23 protein-coding genes and 1 riboswitch are annotated in these 22,970 nt (G+C 71.3%); of the genes, 7 read left to right on the forward strand and 16 right to left on the reverse strand.

All coding sequences use genetic code 11. From position 1 onward, the window contains the following. Positions 1 to 155: 155 nt before the first annotated feature. The 3 genes from ACFYWY_RS20745 to ACFYWY_RS20755 are packed head-to-tail and all read right to left on the reverse strand — an operon-like array spanning position 156 to position 2,009. Positions 156 to 932: a DUF3710 domain-containing protein gene (locus ACFYWY_RS20745; RefSeq protein ID WP_389188497.1), complete on the reverse strand. Its 777-nt coding sequence runs from the start codon at positions 930 to 932 to the stop codon at positions 156 to 158. 1 nt (position 933) lies between these two features. Further along, positions 934 to 1,446, reverse strand: a complete 513-nt coding sequence (gene dut / locus ACFYWY_RS20750; protein ID WP_307660644.1) for a dUTP diphosphatase — start codon at positions 1,444 to 1,446, stop codon at positions 934 to 936. Continuing rightward, entirely contained in the window at positions 1,446 to 2,009 is a 564-nt protein-coding gene (locus ACFYWY_RS20755) for a PaaI family thioesterase (protein ID WP_389188831.1), read from the reverse strand. The genes dut and ACFYWY_RS20755 overlap by 1 nt, the downstream gene beginning before the upstream one ends. 115 nt (positions 2,010 to 2,124) lie before the next feature. On the opposite strand from ACFYWY_RS20755, the gene ACFYWY_RS20760 reads away from it, so the two are divergent. After that, positions 2,125 to 2,583: a DUF3093 domain-containing protein gene (locus tag ACFYWY_RS20760; RefSeq protein WP_389188502.1), complete on the forward strand. Its 459-nt coding sequence runs from the start codon at positions 2,125 to 2,127 to the stop codon at positions 2,581 to 2,583. Positions 2,584 to 2,616: 33 nt separating this feature from the next. Here ACFYWY_RS20760 and ACFYWY_RS20765 read toward each other — a convergent pair whose 3' ends face one another. The 4 genes from ACFYWY_RS20765 to ACFYWY_RS20780 form a co-directional block, all read right to left on the reverse strand. Further along, on the reverse strand, positions 2,617 to 3,534 hold the full coding sequence (locus ACFYWY_RS20765) for a hypothetical protein (RefSeq protein WP_389188505.1): 918 nt from the start codon (positions 3,532 to 3,534) through the stop codon (positions 2,617 to 2,619). A 13-nt stretch (positions 3,535 to 3,547) separates the two neighbouring features. Beyond that, positions 3,548 to 3,844: a DUF4193 domain-containing protein gene (locus ACFYWY_RS20770; RefSeq protein ID WP_142213239.1), complete on the reverse strand. Its 297-nt coding sequence runs from the start codon at positions 3,842 to 3,844 to the stop codon at positions 3,548 to 3,550. A 393-nt stretch (positions 3,845 to 4,237) separates the two neighbouring features. Further along, positions 4,238 to 5,473, reverse strand: a complete 1,236-nt coding sequence (locus ACFYWY_RS20775) for a sensor histidine kinase (RefSeq protein WP_389188509.1) — start codon at positions 5,471 to 5,473, stop codon at positions 4,238 to 4,240. 3 nt (positions 5,474 to 5,476) lie between these two features. Next, positions 5,477 to 6,130, reverse strand: a complete 654-nt coding sequence (locus tag ACFYWY_RS20780; protein WP_189474730.1) for a response regulator transcription factor — start codon at positions 6,128 to 6,130, stop codon at positions 5,477 to 5,479. Between the two features lie 315 nt (positions 6,131 to 6,445). Between ACFYWY_RS20780 and ACFYWY_RS20785 the strand changes: the two genes are divergently transcribed. Then, positions 6,446 to 6,613, forward strand: coding sequence for a hypothetical protein (locus ACFYWY_RS20785; protein WP_186356888.1), 168 nt, complete (start codon positions 6,446 to 6,448; stop codon positions 6,611 to 6,613). A 134-nt stretch (positions 6,614 to 6,747) separates the two neighbouring features. Here ACFYWY_RS20785 and ACFYWY_RS20790 read toward each other — a convergent pair whose 3' ends face one another. Together ACFYWY_RS20790 and ACFYWY_RS20795 are read right to left on the reverse strand one after the other, a co-directional pair. Continuing rightward, positions 6,748 to 7,548, reverse strand: coding sequence for an inositol monophosphatase family protein (locus ACFYWY_RS20790; RefSeq protein ID WP_389188514.1), 801 nt, complete (start codon positions 7,546 to 7,548; stop codon positions 6,748 to 6,750). Between the two features lie 9 nt (positions 7,549 to 7,557). Further along, on the reverse strand, positions 7,558 to 8,685 hold the full coding sequence (locus tag ACFYWY_RS20795) for a ferrochelatase (RefSeq protein WP_389188517.1): 1,128 nt from the start codon (positions 8,683 to 8,685) through the stop codon (positions 7,558 to 7,560). 188 nt (positions 8,686 to 8,873) lie between these two features. On the opposite strand from ACFYWY_RS20795, the gene ACFYWY_RS20800 reads away from it, so the two are divergent. The 3 genes from ACFYWY_RS20800 to sepH all read left to right on the forward strand — a co-directional run bounded on the left by ACFYWY_RS20800 (position 8,874) and on the right by sepH (position 12,941). Further along, entirely contained in the window at positions 8,874 to 10,115 is a 1,242-nt protein-coding gene (locus ACFYWY_RS20800) for an MFS transporter (protein ID WP_389188520.1), read from the forward strand. Then, a complete protein-coding gene (locus ACFYWY_RS20805) occupies positions 10,075 to 11,394 on the forward strand; it encodes a D-arabinono-1,4-lactone oxidase (protein ID WP_389188523.1) in 1,320 nt (439 codons plus the stop codon). The genes ACFYWY_RS20800 and ACFYWY_RS20805 overlap by 41 nt, the downstream gene beginning before the upstream one ends. A gap of 500 nt (positions 11,395 to 11,894) precedes the next feature. Then, the gene (gene sepH, locus ACFYWY_RS20810) at positions 11,895 to 12,941 is read left to right on the forward strand and encodes a septation protein SepH (RefSeq protein ID WP_389188525.1); all 1,047 of its coding nucleotides are present in this window, start codon (positions 11,895 to 11,897) and stop codon (positions 12,939 to 12,941) included. 76 nt (positions 12,942 to 13,017) lie between these two features. On the opposite strand, the gene ACFYWY_RS20815 is transcribed toward sepH, so the two are convergent. Continuing rightward, positions 13,018 to 13,848: a sulfurtransferase gene (locus tag ACFYWY_RS20815; RefSeq protein WP_389188528.1), complete on the reverse strand. Its 831-nt coding sequence runs from the start codon at positions 13,846 to 13,848 to the stop codon at positions 13,018 to 13,020. Between the two features lie 224 nt (positions 13,849 to 14,072). On the opposite strand from ACFYWY_RS20815, the gene ACFYWY_RS20820 reads away from it, so the two are divergent. Beyond that, entirely contained in the window at positions 14,073 to 14,846 is a 774-nt protein-coding gene (locus ACFYWY_RS20820; protein WP_389188531.1) for a VOC family protein, read from the forward strand. Here ACFYWY_RS20820 and ACFYWY_RS20825 read toward each other — a convergent pair. From ACFYWY_RS20825 to ACFYWY_RS20840, 4 genes are read right to left on the reverse strand one after another with little or no spacing between them, the layout of a single operon-like run. Continuing rightward, entirely contained in the window at positions 14,818 to 15,498 is a 681-nt protein-coding gene (locus ACFYWY_RS20825; protein WP_389188534.1) for a thymidine kinase, read from the reverse strand. The genes ACFYWY_RS20820 and ACFYWY_RS20825 overlap by 29 nt on opposite strands. 50 nt (positions 15,499 to 15,548) lie before the next feature. Next, complete coding sequence (locus tag ACFYWY_RS20830) at positions 15,549 to 16,742, reverse strand: alkaline phosphatase family protein (RefSeq protein WP_389188537.1); 1,194 nt, start codon at positions 16,740 to 16,742, stop codon at positions 15,549 to 15,551. After that, on the reverse strand, positions 16,742 to 17,326 hold the full coding sequence (locus ACFYWY_RS20835; RefSeq protein ID WP_389188539.1) for a DUF5998 family protein: 585 nt from the start codon (positions 17,324 to 17,326) through the stop codon (positions 16,742 to 16,744). The genes ACFYWY_RS20830 and ACFYWY_RS20835 overlap by 1 nt, the downstream gene beginning before the upstream one ends. 37 nt (positions 17,327 to 17,363) lie before the next feature. After that, on the reverse strand, positions 17,364 to 20,465 hold the full coding sequence (locus tag ACFYWY_RS20840) for a GNAT family N-acetyltransferase (RefSeq protein WP_389188542.1): 3,102 nt from the start codon (positions 20,463 to 20,465) through the stop codon (positions 17,364 to 17,366). A 163-nt stretch (positions 20,466 to 20,628) separates the two neighbouring features. Between ACFYWY_RS20840 and ACFYWY_RS20845 the strand changes: the two genes are divergently transcribed. Further along, on the forward strand, positions 20,629 to 20,910 hold the full coding sequence (locus ACFYWY_RS20845; protein WP_389188545.1) for an HPr family phosphocarrier protein: 282 nt from the start codon (positions 20,629 to 20,631) through the stop codon (positions 20,908 to 20,910). 148 nt (positions 20,911 to 21,058) lie between these two features. Here the strand turns inward: ACFYWY_RS20845 and ACFYWY_RS20850 are convergent, their stop codons facing one another. Both ACFYWY_RS20850 and ACFYWY_RS20855 read right to left on the reverse strand, forming a co-directional pair. After that, complete coding sequence (locus ACFYWY_RS20850) at positions 21,059 to 21,736, reverse strand: GntR family transcriptional regulator (protein WP_389188548.1); 678 nt, start codon at positions 21,734 to 21,736, stop codon at positions 21,059 to 21,061. Positions 21,737 to 21,914: 178 nt separating this feature from the next. After that, positions 21,915 to 22,685, reverse strand: a complete 771-nt coding sequence (locus ACFYWY_RS20855) for a M23 family metallopeptidase (RefSeq protein WP_389188551.1) — start codon at positions 22,683 to 22,685, stop codon at positions 21,915 to 21,917. A 12-nt stretch (positions 22,686 to 22,697) separates the two neighbouring features. Next, positions 22,698 to 22,862, reverse strand: a riboswitch (cyclic di-AMP (ydaO/yuaA leader). Between the last annotated feature and the right edge of the window lie 108 nt (positions 22,863 to 22,970).

Here is a 22,970-nt window from a genome sequence, read left to right on the forward strand (position 1 = left end):
AATTTTGATCACCTGGGGGGGGGGGGGGGCGCCCTTGTTGGTTTTTTTTGCTATTTAGTGAGGGCGGGGGGCGGGGGGGGGCGCCCCCCCGGGGGGCCCCCCCCCCCCGGGGGGGGGGGCCCCCCCCCCGGCGGGGTCGATTTCCGCCCGAGGTGTCAGCGCACCTCGGTGATCTCGGGGCCGCGCTGCAGCTGCCCCATGCCGCCGGAGAAGCGGGAGCCCTCCTGCTCCTCCTGCTGGACGCCCTCAGGCACCATCTGCGCATCGTCCGGCAGCTTGAGGACGATCGGGTCGCGCGGCGCCATCGGCCCGTCGCCCCGTACGACGACGGTGTCCCGGAAGATCTGCTCGAGCAGCCCGGCTGCGGCCGGCTGCACGGCGCCCTGTCCGGAGATCACTCCGCGCAGGAACCAGCGCGGCCCGTCGACGCCGATGAAGCGCACCAGCTGCACACCGCCCGTGCCGTCCGGCAGCTGTACCGGAACCTGGGCCCGCAGCTCCCAGCCGAGCGGCCCCTCGACCTCGTCGATGACGCCGCCCTGCTGCGTGATGCCGGAGGCGATCTCCTCGCGGACCTCGCCCCAGATGCCTTCCTTCTTGGGCGCCGCGAAGGCCTGCAGCTGTACGGCGCTGTCGCGCAGCACGACGGTGGCGGCGACGATCGCGTCACCCGCGACCTCGACGCGCAGCTCCATTCCCTCGACTCCGGGCACGAAAAGACCGCCCAGATCGACCCGGCCCTCGCCGGGCTTGGATACCTCGGAGACGTCCCAGGGGCCGTCGGGCCGGGGCGCCGGCGGAAGGTTCGCCCGGCGGGGCGCCCCCTCCTCTTCGGCGTACTCCGTGTCGCGCTCGTCGACGACCTGCTCGGCCTCGCCCGTTGCGTCCGCCGCGTCCATGGCGGAACCACTCTTCTTGCGACGTCCGAACACGTCACTGTCCTTCCCGGTCGGATACGACCGAAGCGTATCGATTCCCACCCGTTGAGCCGTCCACGGCGGCATGACCGCCGGTGGACCCGAAGCCCCCCTCGGCCCGCGCCGAGCCGGGAAGCTCCGCCACCTCGTGGAAGCGCACCTTCTCGACCTGCTGGACGACCAGTTGGGCAATCCGGTCGAACCGATCGAACCGCACGGTCTCGCGCGGATCGAGATTGACCACGATCACCTTGATCTCCCCACGGTACCCGGCATCCACCGTCCCCGGGGCATTCACGAGGGCTACTCCGCAGCGGGCGGCGAGACCGGATCGTGGGTGCACGAAGGCCGCGTACCCGTCGGGGAGGGCGACGGACACCCCGGTGGGCAGCACGGCGCGTTCACCGGGGGCCAGCTCGACCGCCTCTGTGGTCACCAGGTCGGCTCCGGCATCGCCGGGGTGTGCGTACGCCGGGAGCGGCACCTCGGGGTCCACACGACGGATCAGCACATCGACAGGGTTGCGCATCAGGGGTTCACCTCGAAGGCGCGGGCGCGCCTGATCTGGTCGGGGTCGGCCATGGCTGCCTGGATCTCCTCCGGGCGGCCGTTGTCGATGAAGTGGTCGACCTTCACCTCGATGAAGAGGGCGTCGGCACGCACGGCGACGGGTCCGTCGGGGGCGTCGATCCGGCCGACGGCGGTGGAGAAGATCTTGCGTCCGGAGACCGCGGTCACCTCGGCCTGGAGGTGCAGCACGGTGTCCACGGGCACCGGGCGTACGAAGTCGGTCTCGAGCCGGCCGGTGACCGCGATGGTCCGCAGCAGCCAGTTCAGCGAGCCGAGCGTCTCGTCCAGGGCCGAGGCGAGCACGCCGCCGTGCGCGAGGCCGGGCGCGCCCTGGTGGGCGGGCTTGACGGTGAACTCGGCGGTGACGCGTACGCCCTCGCCGGCCCGGGCCTGAAGGTGCAGTCCGTGCGGCTGAGCCTCGCCACAGCCGAAACAGTGTTCGTAGTGCGCGCCGAGCAGCTCACCGGGGGCCGGGGCTTCGGGGTGCCTCACCGGCGGTATGGCGTCGGCCGGAGGGATCATTGCCACGGCCCGTCCCGAGGGTCCGGGGGCTGCCCCCCGGGATTTCGCAGTGCTCACAGGCGCAGACCTTACCCGCGCGGCAACTCGCAGGCCGCACCGTGCCAAGCTTGGACTCATGCAGCCTTCCGTCCCGCAGTACGAAGAACGTCTGACCGCACCCCGTTCGTGGTGGGTCATCACCGCCCTCGTGGGCGTCGCGGGCGGGCTGCTGATGCTGCCGCTGGGGACGCTGCCGATGCTCGGCGGCCTGATCGGCGCGGCAGCGGTGGCGGCGGCCGTGGTCAGTTCTTACGGCTCTGTGCGCATCCGTGTGGTGGCGGGCTCGCTGGTCGCCGGGGACGCCCGGATCCCGCTGACTGCGCTCGGCGAGGCCGAGGTGCTGGACGCGGACGAGGCGCGCGCCTGGCGCTCGTACAAGGCGGATCCCCGGGCCTTCATGCTGCTGCGCAGCTATGTACCGACGGCTCTGCGGATCGAGATCACGGATCCGGCCGACCCGACGCCGTACGTCTATCTCTCGACGCGTAGACCGAAGGCGCTGGCAGCCGCCCTGACGACGGTGCGCACGGCCTGACGGCGGCGCGCACGCCCTGACGGCCTTGGGGGGTCAGCGGCCCAGTTCGCGGGGGCCCTGCCCCGTCTCCAGCGGATTCTTGGGCTGCTCCAGCGGCGGGAGCGGCGGCAGCGCGTCCCAGGGGACCTGTTTGCTGCGCAGGTCCTTGCGGATGCGCTCGGCGAGCTTCCAGGTGTCCCTGCGGTTCAGCACGGCTCCGACGACCGCACCGACCATGAACGGCATCAGATTCGGCAGATTGCGCATCGTGCGCTTGATGATCTGCTGCCTCAGCTCGCGCTTGAAACGGCTGCCGAGAGCGGCGTTCACCGTCGCCGGCTTGGTCACGTCGATCCCGCGCTCCTCCGTCCAGGAGGTCAGATAGGCGGCGCTGCGCTCCGTGAGGTTGCCCGGCGGCCGAATGCCATAGACCTCGTGGAGCTCGGCGATGAGCTTGAGCTCGATCGCGGCGACGGCGGTGATCTCCGCGGCCAGCTCGGCCGGCATCGCCGGAGGTACGGGCAGCATCGCGGCCGCGCCGATACCCGCGCCGACCGTGGATGTGCCGTTGGCCGCGCCCGCGACCAGCTTGTCCGCAAGCTGCTCGGGAGCGAGGCCGGGGAACTGTTTGCGCAGCGTCGCGAGATCGCGCACCGGCACGCGTGGTGCGTTCTCGATGATCCGGTCGGCGATGTACGCGAGCCCCGCCCTGGCGCTCTCGCCACCTTTCCGGACGCTGTTCCGTACGGCGGTCAGGCGTGGAGCCCTGGTCGGGGACCCCGCCTGACCGACTGCTTCGAGCGAGGCCGGCAGGCCCCGCCCGTCGTCGTCTGCCGCGCCGTGGGGCAGCAGGGCGGCCGAGTGCTCGGCTGACGCCTCTGCGTCGTGTGCCGGGCCCGTACCGCCCTGGTGCGCCTCCGGCGGCTTGTGACGCCGGAAGCGCCGCTTCCTGAACGGTGTATCGCCTGCCACGGCCGACCGGACCTCAGTCGCAGTCGCGGCAGATCGGCTGACCGTTCTTCTCGCGGGCCAGCTGGCTGCGGTGGTGCACCAGGAAGCAGCTCATGCAGGTGAACTCGTCAGCCTGCCGCGGCAGCACGCGAACGGACAGTTCCTCGTTGGAAAGGTCCGCTCCGGGCAGCTCGAGGCCTTCGGCCTGCTCGAATTCGTCGACGTCGACGGACGACGTCGTCTTGTCGTTCCGGCGGGCCTTCAGTTCCTCAAGGCTGTCCGAATCGACGTCGTCGTCGGTCTTGCGTGGGGTGTCGTAGTCCGTTGCCATGTCGCTCTCCCCCTCTGGGTGTCTGCGGTGTCTCCAGCGCACGTAACGCGTGAGAGGCCGGACTTGTGCCCGACCCGAGGCGGAGATTTTGCCTCACATCAAGGTCTGTTACTCAATCGACACCCAACCGGATTCCTCAAGAGTGCTCTGGTTGGATGGCGATCGGGACCGTACACGGTCCGAATGTTGCACTTCACGGGCGCCACCCCGTGTACTTCCCGTGATCTCGACCCCTGGAAACCCGGACTTTTCCTGGTTTTCCGGCAGATCCTTGATCACGGAGAGTAGATGGCCTGAAATTCGCTCCTGTGATCGATCGCACACGGGCCTCTCGGGCACGCGTCCCGAAAATTCCGCGTAAAGCGAACGAAGCGAGTCGCGTCGATCAGCATCTCAGACCGGGAGGGTGACACGCATCACGAGGCCGCCGCCCTCCCGGGGCTCCGCGATAATACGGCCTCCGTGAGCGCGGGCCACCGAGCGGGCGATCGAAAGCCCCAGGCCGACGCCTTTGTCGCTGCCGGTGCGCTCCTGACGCAGCCGCCGGAAGGGCTCGAAGATGTTGTCGATCTCGTACGCGGGAACCACCGGCCCTGTGTTCGAGACCACCAGCTCCGCGTGGCCCTGCCGCGTCTCGGTGGTGACTTCCACCCAGCCCCCTTCCGGAATGTTGTAGCGCACGGCGTTCTGCACCAGGTTCAGGGCGATCCGCTCCAGCAGGACGCCATTGCCCTGCACGACGGCGGGCGCCCGCCTCCCGCGGATCTCCACGCCTGTCGCCTCGGCCTCGGCGCGCCCCTGGTCGACGGCGCGCGTTGCGACCTCGGCGAGGTCCACCGGCTTGCGCTCGACGACCTGGTTGTCGCTGCGGGCGAGCAGCAGCAGGCCTTCGACCAGCTGCTCGCTGCGCTCGTTGGTGGCCAGGAGGGTCTTGCCCAGCTGCTGAAGCTCCACGGGCGCTCCGGGATCGGAGAGGTGGACCTCCAGCAGCGTGCGGTTGATCGCGAGCGGTGTACGCAGCTCGTGCGAGGCGTTCGCGACGAACCGCTGCTGCGCGGTGAAGGCCCGCTCCAGGCGGTCCAGCATCTCGTCGAAGGTGTCGGCGAGCTCCTTGAGCTCGTCGTCCGGGCCGTCCAGCTCGATCCGCCGCGCGAGGTCGGAGCCGGCCACCTGACGGGCGGTGCGGGTAATCCGGCCGAGCGGGGACAGAACACGGCCCGCCATGGCGTAGCCGAAGGCGAAGGCGATGACACTGAGGCCGAGCAGCGCGAAGAGCGACCGGCGCAGCAGATCGTCGAGTGCCATCTCCCGTTGGTACTGGAGGCACCCCGCGATGGCCTCGTTGAACTGCTTGCCGGTCCCCTGCTTCGGCAGCCTGCACCACTCGTTGGTGGGCTGCACCTCTCCCGTCACGATCTCGAAGGGCAGGTCGCCGGCCCTGACGTGCAGGGCCTGCGCGGTGAGCAGATAGATGATCGACAGCAGCAGGATTCCGGCGATCAGGAACATCCCGCCGTACAGCAGCGTGAGCCGTATCCGGATGGTCGGGCGCAGCCAGGGCCGCACCGGCTCCCGCGGGTCCCAGGTCGGTTTCGGAGGCGCCACCGGTGGCGCGGGGGTGGTGGCCATCGATCAGATCCGGTATCCGGAGCCGGGCACGGTGACGATCACGGGCGGCTCGCCGAGCTTGCGGCGCAGGGTCATCACGGTCACGCGCACGACATTGGTGAACGGGTCGGTGTTCTCGTCCCATGCCTTTTCGAGCAGCTGCTCGGCCGAGACGACAGCGCCCTCGCTGCGCATCAGGACCTCCAGGACGGCGAACTCCTTGGGCGCGAGCTGGATCTCCTTGCCGTCGCGGAAGACCTCGCGGCGGTTCGGGTCGAGCTTGATGCCCGCGCGCTCCAGGACGGGCGGCAGCGGCACGGTCGTACGGCGGCCCAGCGCCCGTACGCGGGCGGTGAGCTCGGTGAAGGCGAAGGGCTTGGGGAGGTAGTCGTCCGCGCCCAGTTCCAGGCCCTCGACGCGGTCGCTGACGTCGCCGGACGCGGTCAGCATCAGCACCCGGGTCGGCATTCCCAGCTCGACGATCCTGCGGCACACGTCGTCGCCGTGGACCAGCGGAAGGTCGCGGTCCAGAACGACCACGTCGTAGTCGTTGACCCCGATGCGCTCCAGGGCCGCCGCGCCGTCGTACACGACGTCGACGGCCATGGCCTCCCGGCGCAGTCCGGTGGCCACCGCATCGGCGAGCAGCTGCTCGTCCTCGACGACGAGTACGCGCACGTCGTGATCCTTCCTTTGGGCCCGTCACCCCGTGATCAGGGCAGGTTGTGAGCACTGGCTGTGCGCATCCATCCTGCCCGTTACGCGCGTAAACCGGCTGTAAGGCGGTGCAGGCCCGAAACTGCGGGCCGGAGCCTCAAGGAAATATCCGGATTCCCGGGGCAGTTGAGGTTTCTCTGAGGGAAGGCGGGGGGAGGACGTCTGCACACCCGAGATCACGCCCTGTATGTGGCACACCACGACCTGTTCCAGGGTTGATCAACCCACCGTCGGCACACCCCCGTGCCACCGACCCACGACGAGGGGGCGCACACCATGGATGCTTTCACCGCAGGACTGCTGCAGCGCATAAAGGCCGCGGAGACAGACCTCACGCTCGCTCGCGAGACGGGCGACGATTTCCTTGCGGATGTCGAGCAGGCAGAGCTGGACGACCTGCGCCGCTTGGCCGCGGAGCACGGCGTGGAGGTCAGCGCCGCGTAGCGCCGGACCGTACAGGTACCGGACATGAGAAGGGCCCCGACGCCGCGGGACGGCGCCGGGGCCCTTCTGTGCTGCTTGTTCGTTCCAGTCGTGCTTGCTTTGTTCCAGACGTGCTGCCTGTTCCAGCGGTGCTGCTAGTCGTGCCAGGCGCCGGACTCCTCCAGGAGCCCCTGCAGCGGCTCGAAGACGCCCGGGCTCGCCGCCACCGTCAGATCGTACGAAGGCCCCTGCCCGGGACGGCCGCCGGTCAGGGCGCCGGCCTCGCGGGCGATCAGGTCGCCCGCCGCCAGGTCCCAGGGGTGGAGGCCGCGCTCGTAGTAGCCGTCCAGGCGGCCCGCGGCGACGTCGCAGAGGTCCACGGCCGCGGAGCCGCTGCGGCGGATGTCTCGCAGCCGCGGGATCAGCCGCTGGGCGACGTCCGCCTGGTGGGTGCGTACGGCCGCGACGTAGTTGAAGCCGGTGGAGACCAGGGCCTGGTCCAGCGGGGGCGCAGGGCGGCACCGGAGGGGCTTGTCGCCCACGTACGCGCCGCCGCCGAGCACCGCCCGGTAGGTCTCGCGGCGCATCGGGGCCGCCACCACCCCCACGACCGTTTCGCCGTCGCGCTCTGCGGCGATGGAGACCGCCCAGGTCGGCAGGCCGTACAGGTAGTTGACGGTGCCGTCGAGCGGGTCGATGACCCAGCGGACGCCGCTGGTGCCCGCCGTGGAGGCGCCCTCCTCGCCGAGGAAGCCGTCGTCGGGCCGGTGCTCGGTCAGGAAGCCCGTGATCAGCTTCTCGGCCGCGATGTCCATCTCGGTGACGACGTCGATGGGGCTGGACTTGGTGGCGGCGACGCCCAGGTCGGCGGGACGGCCGTCGCGCAGCAGCTCCCCGGCCCGGCGAGCGGCCTCCAGGGCGAGGTCGAGCAGTTCGGGCAGGAGTGGATCGGTCACGGGGCTTCCTTACGCGTAAGGGCTGTCGGCGCCTGCGGCCGCGGGCTTCGGCGCCCGGGCCGGGCAGCAGCCGACCGGACAGAGGTCGTGCGAAGGGCCGAGAGCCCCCAGCGCGCAGCGCTCGGCGGGCAGGCCCCGCTCCACCGCGGCCCGTTCCAGGAGGAGGTCGCGCACCGCGGCGGCGAACCGGCGGTCGGCGCCGACCGTCGCCGAACGCCGCACGGGCAGCCCCAGCTCGGCAGCCTTCGCGGTGGCCTCGGTGTCGAGGTCGTACAGGACTTCCATGTGGTCGGAGACGAAGCCGATGGGCACCATCACCACCGCGGGCGCGCCGGAGCCGTGCAGCTCCTCCAGGTGGTCGCAGATGTCCGGTTCCAGCCACGGGATGTGCGGGGCACCGCTGCGCGACTGGTAGACGAGCTGCCAGGAGTGCTCGATGCCTGTCTGCTCGCGCACGGCGTCGGCGATCAGCCGGGCGACCTCGAGGTGCTGGCGTACATACGCACCGCCCTCGCCGTGCCCGGCGGCCGGACCCGACGCGTCGGCCGCGGACGTCGGGATGGAGTGCGTGGTGAACGCGAGACGGGCCCCCGCGCGCAGCTTCTCGGGGAGGTCCGCCAGCGACTTGAGGACGCCGTCGATCATGGGGCGTACGAAACCGGGGTGGTTGAAGTAGTGCCGCAGCTTGTCCACACGCGGCAGCTCGAGCCCTTCCGCCTCCAAGGTGGCCAGCGCGTCCGCGAGGTTCTCGCGGTACTGGCGGCAGCCGGAGTAGGAGGCGTACGCGCTGGTGGCGAGGACGGCAATGCGACGGTGACCGTCCTGGACCATCTCGCGCAGGGTGTCGGTGAGATACGGCGCCCAGTTCCGGTTGCCCCAGTGCACCGGCAGCTCCAGGCCGTGCTCGGCGAAGTCCTTGCGCAGGGCGTCCAGCAGGGCGCGGTTCTGGTCGTTGATCGGGCTGACCCCGCCGAACAGGAAGTAGTGCTGCCCCACCTCCTTGAGCCGCTCCGTGGGGATGCCGCGGCCACGGGTGACGTTCTCCAGGAACGGGACGACGTCGTCCGGGCCTTCGGGACCGCCGAAGGAGAGCAGCAGCAGGGCGTCGTAGGGGGCTGGGTCACGCTGATCCGACATGAGACCGATCCTGCCACCAGCCTCTGACGGCGAGAAAACCGCCGTGCGCGGAACAGTCGTACGGGCGTAAGCTGTCAACGCCTTTCATACGCCTTACGGTGGCGAAGTCACCCAGGCGCAGCGACCAGCAACCGCCCCCCGGCCCCCGCCCGCCACGGCCCCCGGTGAGGCGCCTACCGGAGCACTCCTTGCCCAGTCCGTACCGCGCCATCTTCGCCGCCCCGGGGAGCAAGGGGTTCTCCGCCGCAGGCTTCTTCGGCCGGATGCCGCTGTCCATGATGGGCATCGGCATCGTGACCATGATTTCCCAGCTCACGGGGCGCTACGGACTCGCGGGCGCGCTCTCGGCCACGCTCGCGATGTCGGCCGCGGTGCTCGGCCCGCAGATCTCCCGGCTGGTCGACCGGCACGGCCAGGCCAAGGTGCTGCGCCCGGCCACGCTCGCCTCGGTGGCAGCCGTCGCGGGTCTGCTCGTCTGCGCCCAGCAAGGCGCCCCGGACTGGACGCTGTTCGTCTTCTCCGCGGCCGCGGGCTGTGTGCCCAGCGTGGGCTCGATGATCCGCGCCCGGTGGGCCGAGATCTACCGGGGTTCGCCGCGCGAGCTGCACACCGCGTACTCGTGGGAGTCGATCGTCGACGAGGTGTGCTTCATCTTCGGCCCGATCATCTCCATCGGGCTCTCCACCGCCTGGTTCCCCGAGGCGGGCCCGCTGCTCGCCGCCGCGTTCCTGGCCGTCGGCGTCTTCTGGCTGACCGCGCAGCGAGCCACCGAGCCCGTACCGCATCCGCGCGAGGACCACACCGGCGGCTCCGCGCTGCGCTCCCCGGGACTTCAAGTTCTGGTGGCCACCTTCGTGGCGACGGGCGCGATCTTCGGCTCGGTCGACGTCGTCACCGTGGCCTTCGCGGAGGAGCAGGGGCACAAGGCCGCGGCGAGCCTGGTCCTCGCGGTGTACGCGCTCGGCTCCTGCCTCGCCGGAGCGGTCTTCGGACTGCTCCACCTCAAGGGCTCGGCCTCCCGGAGGTGGCTGGTGGGAGTGTGTGCGATGGCCGTGAGTATGATCCCCCTCCAACTGGCCGGGAGCCTTCCCTTTCTGGCCGTGGCGCTCTTTGTCGCGGGCCTGTCCATCGCACCCACGATGGTGACCACCATGGCCCTGATCGAAGCGCACGTACCGCGCACCAACCTGACCGAGGGCATGACCTGGACCAGTACCGGGCTCGCGGTCGGAGTGGCGCTCGGCTCCTCGGCCGCGGGCTGGGTGGTCGACGCGTCGGGAGCGGAAGCGGGGTACGTGGTGCCCGCCGTCGCGGGAGCGCTCGCGGCCGTGGTGGCGTTCCTGGGGTACCGCCGGCTGCGCAGGCCGGTGCCGACGCGGGAGGGGCAGCGTGAGCGGGACTACGAAGACGGGGCGCAGCACGTGGCGTAACTGGGCGGGGAATGTCACCGCCCGTCCGGTGCGGGAGGTCTCGCCCGCCTCCACCGAGGAACTCGCCGCCGCCGTACGGAAGGCGGCCGAGGACGGCTTCAAGGCGAAGGCCGTCGGCACGGGTCACTCCTTCACGGCCGCCGCGGCCACCGACGGGGTGCTGATCCGGCCCGAACTGCTGACCGGGATCCGGGACATCGACCGTACGGCCATGACCGTGACCGTCGAGGCGGGCACTCCGCTCAAGCGGCTGAACGCGGCCCTCGCCCGCGAAGGGCTCTCGCTCACGAACATGGGCGACATCATGGATCAGACGGTGGCGGGCGCGACCTCCACCGGCACGCACGGCACGGGCCGCGAATCGGCCTCTATCGCCGCCCAGATCAGGGCACTTGAGCTGGTCACCGCGGACGGCTCGGTGCTGAGCTGCTCCGAGAAGGAGAATCCGGACGTCTTCGCGGCGGCCCGGATCGGGCTCGGCGCGCTCGGCGTCGTCAGCGCGATCACCTTCGCCGTGGAGCCGGTCTTTCTGCTCACGGCCCGCGAGGAGCCGATGGCCTTCGACAAGGTCACCGCCGAATTCGACGCGCTCTTCGCCGAGAACGAACACTTCGAGTTCTACTGGTTCCCCCACACCGGCAACTGCAACACCAAGCGCAACAACCGCAGCGCGGGACCCGCAGCCCCGCCCGGACAGATCAGCGGCTGGATCGAGGACGAGCTGCTGTCCAACGGCGTCTTCCAGGTGGTCAGTTCGCTGGGCCGGGCGGTCCCCGCGACCATCCCGGCGATCGCCAAGATCTCCAGCCGCGCCCTCTCCGCCCGTATGTACACGGACATTCCCTACAAGGTCTTCACATCTCCGCGCCGGGTGCGGTTCATTGAGATGGAGTACGCGCTTCCGCGGGAGGCGGCGATGGGCGCGCTGCGCGAGGTGAAGGCGATGATCGAGCGCTCTCCGCTGCGGGTCAGCTTCCCGGTTGAGGTGCGGACCGCCCCGGCCGACGACATCGCGCTCTCGACGGCCTCGGGCCGGGAGAGCGCCTACATAGCCGTGCACCTCTACAAGGGCACGCCGCACCAGTCGTACTTCACCGCGGTGGAACGGATCATGACCGCGCACGGCGGTCGGCCGCACTGGGGCAAGGTGCACACACGGGACGCGGAGTACTTCGCCGAGGTGTATCCGCGGTTCGGTGAATTCACGGCGCTGCGCGACCGGTTGGACCCGGAGCGGCTGTTCGGCAACGACTATCTGCGGCGGGTCCTGGGCGACTGACGACCGGAGTCCCGCCGACGGCCCCCCTTGCTCATCTGCACAACCACGCACCAGGCAGGGACAGATGAGCGAAGCGAATAGTTCCTTTTGGGAAGGTTCTGTGAATCAGGACCCCTGGTCACCCATGTCCCAGACGCCCAACTCCCGCACTCGAGCAGAAGTTCGGCGGCGCGGCGGTCCACCTGCATGGCCCGAATGGAGTACTGTGGCGAGCCCTGGGCCCGGCCTCCCCCTCGGATGTCCGGACCCCAGGTAGGGGGCCGAAAGCGGCGCTCGATCCGGCGGCGCCGCGGCACCGCACGGGGACTGGATGCACAGAGTGACCGCCCGTCACTCAGAGTGGCAAATAGGTAACCGTGCCATAACGGCGATCCAGGGCCTGTGCCCGACACGCCGGGCAACTCGGCAAGGTTGTGGCAGGCTGCACCCGGGCAGGCCACACTCGACTAGCGGAAGCAGCGACGCACGTGACGTCGGCAGGCACCACCCGGGAGGTCCCCATGCCCGAACTGCGTGTCGTGGCCGTCTCCAACGACGGCACACGACTGGTGCTCAAGGCTGCGGACAGCACGGAGTACACGCTTCCGATTGATGAGCGGCTGCGCGCTGCCGTGCGCAATGACCGAGCCCGCCTCGGCCAGATCGAGATCGAGGTGGAGAGCCACCTCCGGCCCCGCGACATCCAGGCACGTATACGCGCCGGAGCCTCCGCCGAGGAGGTCGCACAGCTCGCCGGCATTCCGGTCGACCGGGTGCGGCGCTTCGAGGGACCCGTGCTCGCCGAGCGCGCGTTCATGGCGGAGCGGGCCCGCAAGACTCCCGTACGCCGTCCCGGCGAGAACACCGGACCGCAGCTCGGCGAGGCGGTGCAGGAGCGGCTGACGCTGCGCGGCGCCGAGAAGGAAACCGCGCAATGGGACTCCTGGCGCCGGGACGACGGCACCTGGGAGGTGCTGCTGGTCTACCGGGTGGCGGGCGAGCCGCACTCGGCGAGCTGGACGTACGACCCGCCGCGGCGGCTCGTCCAGGCCGTCGACGACGAGGCGCGCGCGCTGATCGGCGAGACGGACGACACGATCGCGACCCAGGAGCCGAGCTTTCCGTTCGTACCGCGCATCGCGCGGCTGCCGCGGGACCGGCCGCTGGACCGTGCCCTCGACCGCCAGTTGGAGCGCCCGCCCGCGCCGTCGGCCGATCCCGAGGAGAGCGGTGGCGAGCGGGACTCCCTGACGAGCCTGCTGGAGGCGGTGCCGAGCTTCCGGGGCGACATGGTCGTGCCCGAGCGACCCGCACCGCCGGAGCCTCCCGCGACCGAGCCCGTCCAGGAGCCCGAGGAGGAGGAGCCGGTCGCTCCTGCTGCCTCGGCGGGCGCGGGATCGGCGTACGCGGACGTGCTCATGCCGCGCTCGGTGGCAGGTCACCGCGACCGCCTGACGGGTACGACGGACAGGCAGGCGGAGGCGGACGGCGTCCGCCCGGGCCGCCGCGCGGCGGTGCCCAGCTGGGACGAGATCGTGTTCGGCACGCGCCGCAAGAAGCAGGACTGAGGCGCGCCTGCGGCGACCGACTGCGCGAAGGGGCCCGGCACCACGACGGTGCCGGGCCCCTTCGCGCGCCCAGGCGTCAGCCCGGCTGGGGACCCGTCGCCACCGGCCGGGACTCGTCCCTGGACCAGTGCGACCAGGAGCCCGCGTACAGCGCCGGTGTGAAGCCCGCGATCGCAAGGGCCAGCGCCTCGTGCGCCCCCGAGACGCCGGAGCCGCAGTAGACGCCGACCTCGGGCGTGGTCTCGGAGACTCCCAGCTTGGAGAAGCGGGCTGCGAGTGCCCCCGGTGGGAGGAAGTGGCCTTCCTGGTCGACGTTTTCACTCGTCGGGGCCGAGATCGCACCCGGGATGTGGCCGCCCACGCGGTCGATCGGCTCGACGTCGCCCCGGTAGCGCTCAGCCGCGCGTGCGTCGAGGAGGATGCCCGAGCGGGCCTGGGCGGCCGCCGCGTCGGCGTCCAGGAGCGGGAGCGCGCCCGGCACGGGGGTGAAGGCGCCCTCGGCGGGAGCCACGGTCCCGGTCTCCAGCGGTCCCGTCCACGCGGCGAGGCCGCCGTCCAGGACCCGTACGTCCGTGTGGCCCGTCCAGCGCAGGAGCCACCAGGCGCGGGCCGCCGCCCAGCCCTGGCCGCCGTCGTACGCGACAACGCGCGAGCCGGCCGAAACGCCCGCCCTGCGCATCACCGCGCCGAAGGCTTCCGGATCCGGCAGCGGGTGCCGGCCGCCGTCGCCGGGCGGGCCGGCCAGTTCCGCGTCCAGGTCGACGAAGACCGCGCCGGGGATGTGACCGGCCTCGTAGTCGGGCCGCCCGTGCGGCCCGCCCAGCTGCCAGCGGATGTCCAGGAGCACCGGAGGGCGGGATCCGGCAAGCTCGCTCGCGAGATCGGTCGCGGTAACGATGTGGTTCATGCGGCCATCCTCGCGCAGCGACCGGGCGGAGAGTAACGCCTCTGAAACGGATGGTTAATCCCAAAACGGGCATCCTCCATCGGGAACCGGCCAAAAGCGGCGCGGCCGGGGCGCACCGGACGCCGGGTGGTGCGAGCATCTGCACGGGGCGCACGTCGTTCCGCACAGCGGCGCGTTTCCAGTCCCCCGCACGGCCACCACGATGGTCCGAGGAGAGAGTGACGATGACCGAGGCGACTCGGCACACACCCGGCGCGCCCTGCTGGGTGAGCTTGATGGTGCACAGCCTTGACGCGACCCAGGCCTTCTACGCAGAGCTGTTCGGCTGGGAGTTCGCACCCGGCCCGCAGCAGCTCGGGCCGTACGTCCGCGCCCTGCTGGACGGCAAGGAAGTCGCGGGCATCGGCCGGCTCCCGGCCGACCGGCACCTCGGGGTCGCCTGGACACCGTATCTGGCGACCGACGACGCGGACGCGACCGTCGAAAAGATCAGGAGCTACGGCGGCACGGTCGGCGTCGGCCCGCTGGACGCCGGTGACGATGGCCGGCTGGCCATCGTCACCGACCCGGCGGGCGCGGTGTTCGGTATCTGGCAGCGTGCCGCCCACAGCGGCACGGCCGTGTACGGCACGCACGGCACACCGGTCTGGGAAGAGCTGCTGACCACGGAGACCGCTTCGGTCAGCAAGTTCTACCAGGCGGTCTTCGGCTATGAGCTGGCGCCGGTCGTCTCGGCAGACTTCGACTGTGTGACGCTGCACCTGGACGGGCGTTCGGTGGCTGCCCTGCGCGGCGTGGGCCATGCCCTGCCGCGCGACCGGGGCGCGCACTGGATGACGTACTTCGAGGTCGAGGACACCGACGAGGCCGCGCGCGTGGTAGCGGATCTCGGCGGGCATGTGCTGCAGCCGCCGAGGGACGATGCCGGCGGGCGGCTCGCGACCGTCGCGGACCCGGAGGGCGCGGTCTTCACGATCGTACGGACGGCCGGTCACTGACGTCGGCTACCTCGACCGGCAGGACGTCCGGGGAGAGCGCGGCGGCGCGGGCCGTGGCGGCGGTCATCCGCCGCCGGTGGTGGCGCCGGCACAGCACCTCGTAACCGATCTCGTCCGGCGACTGGTTGACGTCGCCGACGACGACCTGGGCGCCTTCGACGACCATCACCCCACCTGCGGTACGGGCGTTGTGCGTGGCCCGCGCACCGCACCAGCACAGCGCCTCGACCTGCAGCACCTCGACCCGGTCGGCGAGTTCGACGAGCCGCTGCGAGCCGGGGAAGAGCTTGGAGCGGAAGTCGGTGGTGATGCCGAAGGCGAAGACGTCCACGTCGAGGTCGTCGACGACGCGCGCGAGCTGGTCGATCTGCTCGGGCGCGAGGAACTGCGCCTCGTCGGCGATGACGTAGTCACAGCGTCCGCCTCTGGAGAGGTGGGCGACGAGATACGCGTAGAAGTCGAAGCCCTCCGCGGCCTCGACCGCGTCGGTGACCAGGCCGAGCCGGGAGGAGAGCTTGCCCTCGCCGGCGCGGTCGTCGCGCGTGAAGATCATGCCCTGGAGGCCGCGCGTGGACCGGTTGTGCTCGATCTGAAGAGCGAGGGTGCTCTTTCCGCAGTCCATCGTTCCGGAGAAGAACACCAGCTCGGGCATGGGAAGTTGAGGACCTTTCGGGTCTGCGTGAGGGGAGCGTCCGCGGGCGCTTATGAGCGTACTTCGAAGAGCGGGACGAGCTGCTCGACGGGGGTCATCGAGCCGTGCATCCCCACCATCGCCGACTCGTGCGGCTCATTGACGGACGCGGTGATCACCACGTCGTCGTGGGCCGCGGCGACGACGTCACCGATGCGCCCGTACACCCGCTCGTCGACCCGGGCCCCGAACCAGCCGGCCGCGATCGCCTCGTCCCGGCTCGCCACCCAGAACTGCTCACCGAGGACCTCGCGCCAGACGGCGAGCACATCGGACTCGGCGCCGGGGACGGCGTAGACATGGCGGGCCCGGCCCTCGCCGCCCAGCAGGGCGACTCCCGCGCGCAGCTCCCAGTCCTCGTCGAAATCGATGCGCGACTGCTCGTCGAAGGGGATGTCGATCATGCCGTGGTCTGCGGTGACATACAGGGCCGCGCGGGGCGGGAGCTGCTCGGCAAGGCGTTGCACCAGCCGGTCGACGTACATCACCTGGCCGCGCCAGGCGTCGGAGTCGACCCCGAAGCGGTGGCCCTTGCCGTCCACGTCGCTGTAGTACGTGTAGACCAACGACCGGTCCCCCGCGGCCAGTTGCTCCGCCGCGAGGTCCATCCGCTCCTCGCCGGAGAGCCGGCCGAGGAAGCTGCCGCCGCTGAGTGCGATCTTGGTGAGCGGGGTGTGCTGGAAGGTCGGCGAGGTCACCTGGGCGGTGTGCACGCCCGCCGCGTCGGCCAGCTGGAAGACAGTGGGGTACGGCTGCCAGGCCCTTGGATCGGTGTACGGCTTCCAGCGCAGCTGGTTCATCAGCTCGCCGGTCTCCGGGTTCCGCGCGGTGTAGCCGGGCAGGCCGTGCGCGCCGGGCGGCATGCCGGTGCCGACGGAGGCCAGCGAAGTGGCGGTGGTGGCGGGGAAACCGGCGGTTATCGGCCGTCCCGTGCCGCCGCGCGAGGTGGCGAGCAGCGACGTGAGGTACGGGGCCTCGTCCGGGTGGGCCTTGATCTGCTCCCAGCCGAGTCCGTCGATCAGGAACACGCAGTTCCGGTCGGCGGGGGTGAGCTCGGGGATCGCCTGGGCGAGGCCCGGGACTCCCTGGCCCGCGGCGAGCGTCGGCAGCAGATCGGCGAGCGATCCGGTGCCGTAGTCGGGGACGGGCGCGGTGGTGAGGGCGAGCGGAACGGGGTCGTCCGGCCAGGCTGCGGGCTGGGCCATCAGCGCGTGGCTGCCGTGGCTTCGGAGAGCGCCTGGGCGAAGGCGAGCGTCTGACGGACGGCGTCCGGGCCGTCACCGGCCTCGCTGACGCGCAGGCTCAGGTCGTCGGCGGTGGAGTTGCCGGTGTAACCGTGGTCCGCCTCGCAGTTGGGGTCGCCGCAGGCGGCGGGCTCCAGGTCCAGGCGGGATACGGCGCCCCAGCCGATGGTGAGGACGACCTCGCGGGGCAGAGTGCCGGGGGTGTACGACTCGGGGTTGGCCACGACGCGACTGACCACGACGGACGAGATCCGGCCGAGCTTGACCGATTCGGTGGAGGTGGTGGCGTACGGCGTCGGGGAGGACGAGTCGGCCGCCTGCTCGTCCGTGTGGCTGACGATGAAGCGGTTGGCTGTCAGAACGAGGACGGTGACATGGCGGCGCACTTCGTTCGCGTCGAAGGTGGTCTCCTGGTGCACCAGGAACGACGCGATCTGCTCACCACCGACCGCGGCTTCCACCGCCTCGGCCACGAGGGCCGGGTAGTAGCCGCTGCGCTCGATCGCCGCGCGCAGCCCCTGGGTCGTCGTACCGGTCTTCGCCATGCGGTCCATCCTACGGGGCCGCGGGGACGGTGAGCGCTCAGTAGCTGGGGAGTCGCCGGGGGCCGAGGTCGGTGCGGGCGGGGGGTGGCGCGAGGCGGACGGACGCGCCGAGCACGGAGAGGCCGCGCTGAGCGACGACGACCGGTTCGAGGCTGACTGCGACCACTTCCGGGTGGTCGTCGACCAGCCGTGACACCCGCAGCAGCAGCTCTTCGAGTGCCGGGGTGTCGACGGGCGCGGAGCCGCGCCAGCCGAAGAGGAGGGGCGCGGTCCGGATGCTCCTGATCAGCTCGGCCGCGTCGCGGTCGGTGGCCGGGACGAGCCGGTGGGCGGTGTCACCGAGCAGCTCGGAGGGGGCGCCTGCGAGCCCGAAGGAGAGCACGGCGCCGACGGCGGGATCGATGGCGGCGCGGACGACGGTGTCGACGCCGCGGGGGGCCATGGCCTGCACGACGGGCTGCAGCTCTTCGGGCTTGCCCAGGACGTCCGTCAACTCGCGGTATGCCTGCCGCAGTTGGACCTCGTCGGCCAGATCGAGCCGTACGCCACCGAGGTCGGCGCGGTGGCGCAGGTGCGGGGCGGTGGTCTTGAGGGCGACGGGATAGCCGAGGCGGGCGGCGGCTTGCGCGGCGGCGTCGGGGCCCGGGGCGGGGAGGGCCGGCCGTACGGAGATGCCGTACCGGCGAAGGAGCTCATCGGCGGCGGCAGGGGCGAGCGTGGTGCCGCGGGGGTTGCCGTGCTCGCCGAGCAGCGCGTCGATCTGGGCGGCGGCGCCGGGCTCGTCGATGTCCTCGTACACGGGGACCTTGCCGGGCTCGGCGGCGTGCCGACGCCACTGGGCGTACTTCACCGCCTCGGAGAGCGCGCGGACGGCGCGCTCGGCGGCGGGGTAGGCGGGGATGCGGTAGTCGTGCGGGGCGGTCGCGGGGGCCGGGGCGCCATAGCGCACGGCGGCGGACACGGGGGACGCGCTCTGCCCCGGGGAACGGCGGGGGGCGGCTGCGGGCCGCGGGGCGGCTGCCGGTGCCTTGTGTCCGGCGCCGGGGGCCGGGCCGTCGGCGTGGGCCGCCGGGGTCGTGGCCATGCGGGTACTGGTGGCCGCGGCCGGAACCGTACCGGTGCCGGTGCTTGTGGCCGCAGCCGGGGCCGTGCCCGTACCTGTGCCCGTAGCCGTGCCTGTGGCCGTACCTGTGCCGGTGCTCGTGGCCGCGGCCGGAGCCGTGCCGGTGGCCGCTGCCGTGCCCGTACCGGTGCTCGTGGACGTGGACGTGACCGTACGCGTGCTCGTGGCCGCTGCCAGCGCCTCCGCCAGGCCGCCCATTTCCACGTGGACCACCGCCACCGGCTTCGCCGGTGACGTCGCCGCCGCGTCGCGCAGGGCCGCCGCCAGGACCTCGCCGTCACCCGATTCCGTGACGCCGTTCTCGCCCACCCACGGGATCGCCGTCACCACCACGGCGTCGCATACATCGCCGGTCAGCGCTTCGGCGAGCGCCGCCCGGAAGTCCGCCGGGGTGGCCGTCGTCGTGAGGTCGCGCGGCGGCATTGGGCGCAGGCCCTCGGTGAGGCAGGCGTCATAGGTGAGAAGGCCGAGGGACTCGGAGTTGCCGAGGATCGCCACCCGCGGCCCGGCCGGCAGCGGCTGGCCCGCCAGCAGCAGCCCCGCGTCGACGAGTTCGGTCACCGTGTCGACGCGGATCACGCCCGCCTGGCGCAGCAGCGCCCCGACCGTGGCGTCCGGGATCCGGGTCACCGGCACCGCGTGCCCGGGCGGCTCGCTGCCGCTGTGGCGGGCGCCCTTGACCACGACGACCGGCTTCACTGCCGCCGTACGCCGCGCGAGGCGGGTGAACTTGCGCGGGTTGCCGATCGATTCGAGGTACAGCAGCACGACATCGGTGTCCGGGTCCTCGTACCAGTACTGCAGAAAGTCATTGCCGGACACGTCCGCGCGGTTGCCCGACGAGATGAAGGAGGACAGGCCCGCGCCGCGCCGGTGCAGGCCCGACAGCAGGGCGATGCCGATCGCGCCGGACTGGGTGAACAGGCCGATGCGGCCGGGCGCCGGGGAGTGGGGCGCGAGGGACGCGTTGAGGCGGACGGCGTCCGACGTGCTTATGATGCCGAAGGAGTTCGGGCCGATGATGCGCATGCCGTACGAGCGGGCCTGCCGCACCAGTTCGCGCTGCCGCTCCCGCCCGGCTGCGCCGCTCTCGGCGTATCCGGCGGTGAGGACGACCAGACCCTGGACGCCGTGCTCGCCGCAGTCGGCGACCGCTTCCGGCACCCGTTCGGCGGGAACGGCGACGACCGCGAGGTCGACCGGCTCCCCGACCTCGCCGACGGAGCGGAAAGCGGGGACGCCGTCCACCTCCCGCTGCCCCTCGGGGAAGGCGCGGTTCACGGCGTACGTACGACCGGTGTACCCGGCGTCGAGGAGGTTGCGCAGCACGGTGCGGCCCACACCGCCCGGCGCGCGGCCGGTGCCGATGACCGCGACCGACCCGGGGGCGAGGAGGCGCTGCACGGAACGGGCTTCCGCGCGCTGCTCGCGGCCGCGCTGCACGGCGAGGGACTCGGCGGTCGGCTCCAGGTCGAGGGTCAGATGGACGGAGCCGTCCTCGAAGCTGCGCTTCTGGGTGTAGCCCGCATCCCGGAACACCTTGATCATCTTGTTGTTGGCCGGCAGCACCTCGGCGGCGAAGCGCCGGATCCCGCGCTCGCGGGCGACCGCCGCGATGTGTTCGAGCAGCGCGGACGCGACCCCGCGCCCCTGGTGAGCGTCCTGCACGAGGAAAGCGACCTCGGCCTCGTCGGCGGGGGCACTCGCGGGGCGGCCCTGCGCGTTGATCCGGTCGTAGCGGACAGTCGCGATGAACTCACCGCCGACCGTGACCGCGAGACCCACCCGGTCCACATAGTCGTGGTGGGTGAAGCGGTGGACGTCCTTGGCGGAGAGCCGTGGATAGGGTGCGAAGAAGCGGTAGTACTTCGACTCGTCCGAAACCTGTTCGTAGAAGCTGACCAGGCGCTCGGCGTCCTCGGTGGTGATGGGCCTGATGCGCGCGGTGCCGCCGTCGCGAAGCACCACGTCTGCTTCCCAGTGATCGGGGTAGGCGTGGTCCGGCTCGGTCTGCATGCCAGAAGCGTACGGCTCACCCACCGGTAGCGGCGGCTGTTGGCCGCGGGCAGTCTGAGGAGGTCCGACCGGCGGCCGCTCCCGGGCCGAAGGCCGGTGCGAGTACGCCGCAACCGCATGAGAGACTGGTCTAGACAACCGCTAAGACTTGAAGGGCAACACCATGGCTGAGCGCCGCGTCAATGTCGGCTGGGCCGAGGGCCTTCACGCCCGCCCCGCTTCCATCTTCGTCCGTGCCGCCACGGCCTCCGGCATCCCGGTGACGATCGCCAAGGCCGACGGCAACCCGGTCAATGCCGCCTCCATGCTCGCGGTGCTCGGCCTGGGCGCTCAGGGCGGCGAGGAGATCGTGCTCGCTTCCGAGGCGGACGGCGCCGACGCCGCCCTGGACCGTCTGGCCAAGCTGGTCGCCGAGGGGCTCGAGGAGCTTCCCGAGACCGTCTGAATCTGGCAGTCGAATTGCTCGACGGCGGAGCCGCGGCGTCCTGAATTCGGGAGATCGCGGCTCCGCTTTTTTGCGGTCCGGGCACCATGAATTCGGGCAGCATAAAAGCCGCCCCGCGAATATCTTCTCTTTGTATACGGTGCGGCTGTTAATTGCGGGCGCTTGCCGTGTTTACGGCATGTTGCGAAGTCCTCACCCGCTCGGGACGGCGCAGCCGGTGCGCGGCCGTGGCCCGCTCGGCATGCAGGGCGGTCAGCGCCCGCGCCCGTTCCACATCGCCGCGCGCCACGGCGTCCACGATCGCGCCGTGCTCGGCCCAGGACTCGATGGGCTTGGCGGGCTGGTCGATGGCGTACATCCAGGCGATCTTGTGCCGCAGCTGGGTGAGCAGGGCGGTCAGGCCGGGGCTGCCGGAAGCCTGGGCGAGCGTCTCGTGGAACCAGCCGCCCAGCGAGCGCAGATCCTCGCCCTGGCCGCGGCGGGCCCGCTCCTGCCCCAGTCTGACCAGACCGCGCAGGACTTTGAGGTGCGCTTCCGTGCGGCGCTGGGCGGCCCGGGCCGCGCCCAGCGGCTCCAGCAGCATCCGGACCTCCAGCAGGTCGGCCGCCTCCTGCTCGGTGGGCTCGGCGACGCAGGCGCCGGCGTGGCGGCGGGTGGTGACGAAGCCCTCGGACTCCAGTGTGCGCAGGGCCTCGCGCACGGGGACCCGGGAGACGCCGTAGCGGCGCGCCAGCTGCTCCTCGGTGAGCCGGCTGCCGCGCTCGAATACGCCGGAGACGATGTCGTCGCGGATCGCCGTGCATACCGAGTGCGCGGGAATGCGCATGACCGAACCTCCGCTTTAATCCGCGCGAAACGCAGCCGATTGACGCCTGTTCGGTGACTCTATTGCAGTGGGCCGGATTTTCCGATGGCCCCTGGAAATTCATGGATATCTTTTGGCCAGCGGGCCGAACGCCGAAGGCCCCGGCGGGGGCCGGGGCCTTCGTTCACTCGGGTGTCGGTCAGACGTCGACGCCGTGGGCGCGCAGGTACGCGACGGGGTTGATGTCGGAGCCGTACTCGGGGCTGGTGCGGACCTCGAAGTGGAGGTGCGGCCCGGTGGAGTTGCCGGTCGAGCCGGAGAGGCCTATCTGCTGGCCCGGGGTGACCCGCTGGCCGACCGAGACGCCGATGGACGAGAGGTGGCCGTACTGGGTGTACGAGCCGTCGTTCATCTTGATCACGATGTTGTTGCCGTACGCGCCCGCCCAGCCGGCCTCGACGACGGTGCCCGAGCCGACGGCCATGACCGAACTGCCGGACGGGGCACGGAAGTCGACGCCGGAGTGGCTGCCGGAGGACCAGAGCGAGCCGCCGGCCTTGTAGCCGGTGGTGAGGTGCGCGTCGGCGACGGGGAGCCGGAAGGAGTTGAGGCGCTTGCGCTCGGCCTCGCGGGCGGCGCGCTCCTTGGCTTCGCGAGCCTCCTTGGCGCGGGCCTCGGCCTTGCGCTTCGCCTCGGCCTCGGCCTTCGCCCTGGCGGCGGCCTCGTCGGCCTCCCGCTTCTGGGCGGCGGCCTGGTCGGCGATCTGGTCGGCGAGCGAGTCGGCGGCCACGATCTGGGTCAGGCCGGTGTCCTCGACCGCGGTGGCGCCGGGCTCGGCGGCGAGCGCCGGGGAAGCGAGGGTTCCGATGACGCCGGTGGTGGCAAGGGCCGCGACGCCCGCCATGCTCGCGCTCTTGCGCGTCAGGCGGCTCGGGGCACGGTGCTTCCCGGTGGCACGGGTGAACGCCATGAAGTGGCTGATCCTTTCCTTCCTTCTCGCCTACCGGGTTAGCTGACGGGTTCGGAGCAGGAAGGTCTCCTACGGGCTCCTCCGCACGGGTGCGAAGGCGTCCGATTCACCCCAGGGACTGATTGGGTCCCCGGCTCCCCAGGCTCGCGCCATACGGGGACTCGGCGATGGCTGTCCGATGCCGCGGGTGCGGCGGGCTACTGGCGGACAGCCGGACCGACGCTAGGCGGGGCATCTTTCATTCACCAAACAGACAGCCCCTTTTGTAGTGCATGCCACAGGGCA

The sequence above is a fragment of the Streptomyces sp. NPDC002870 genome (assembly GCF_042888505.1).
Taxonomy (GTDB): Bacteria; Actinomycetota; Actinomycetes; order Streptomycetales; family Streptomycetaceae; genus Streptomyces.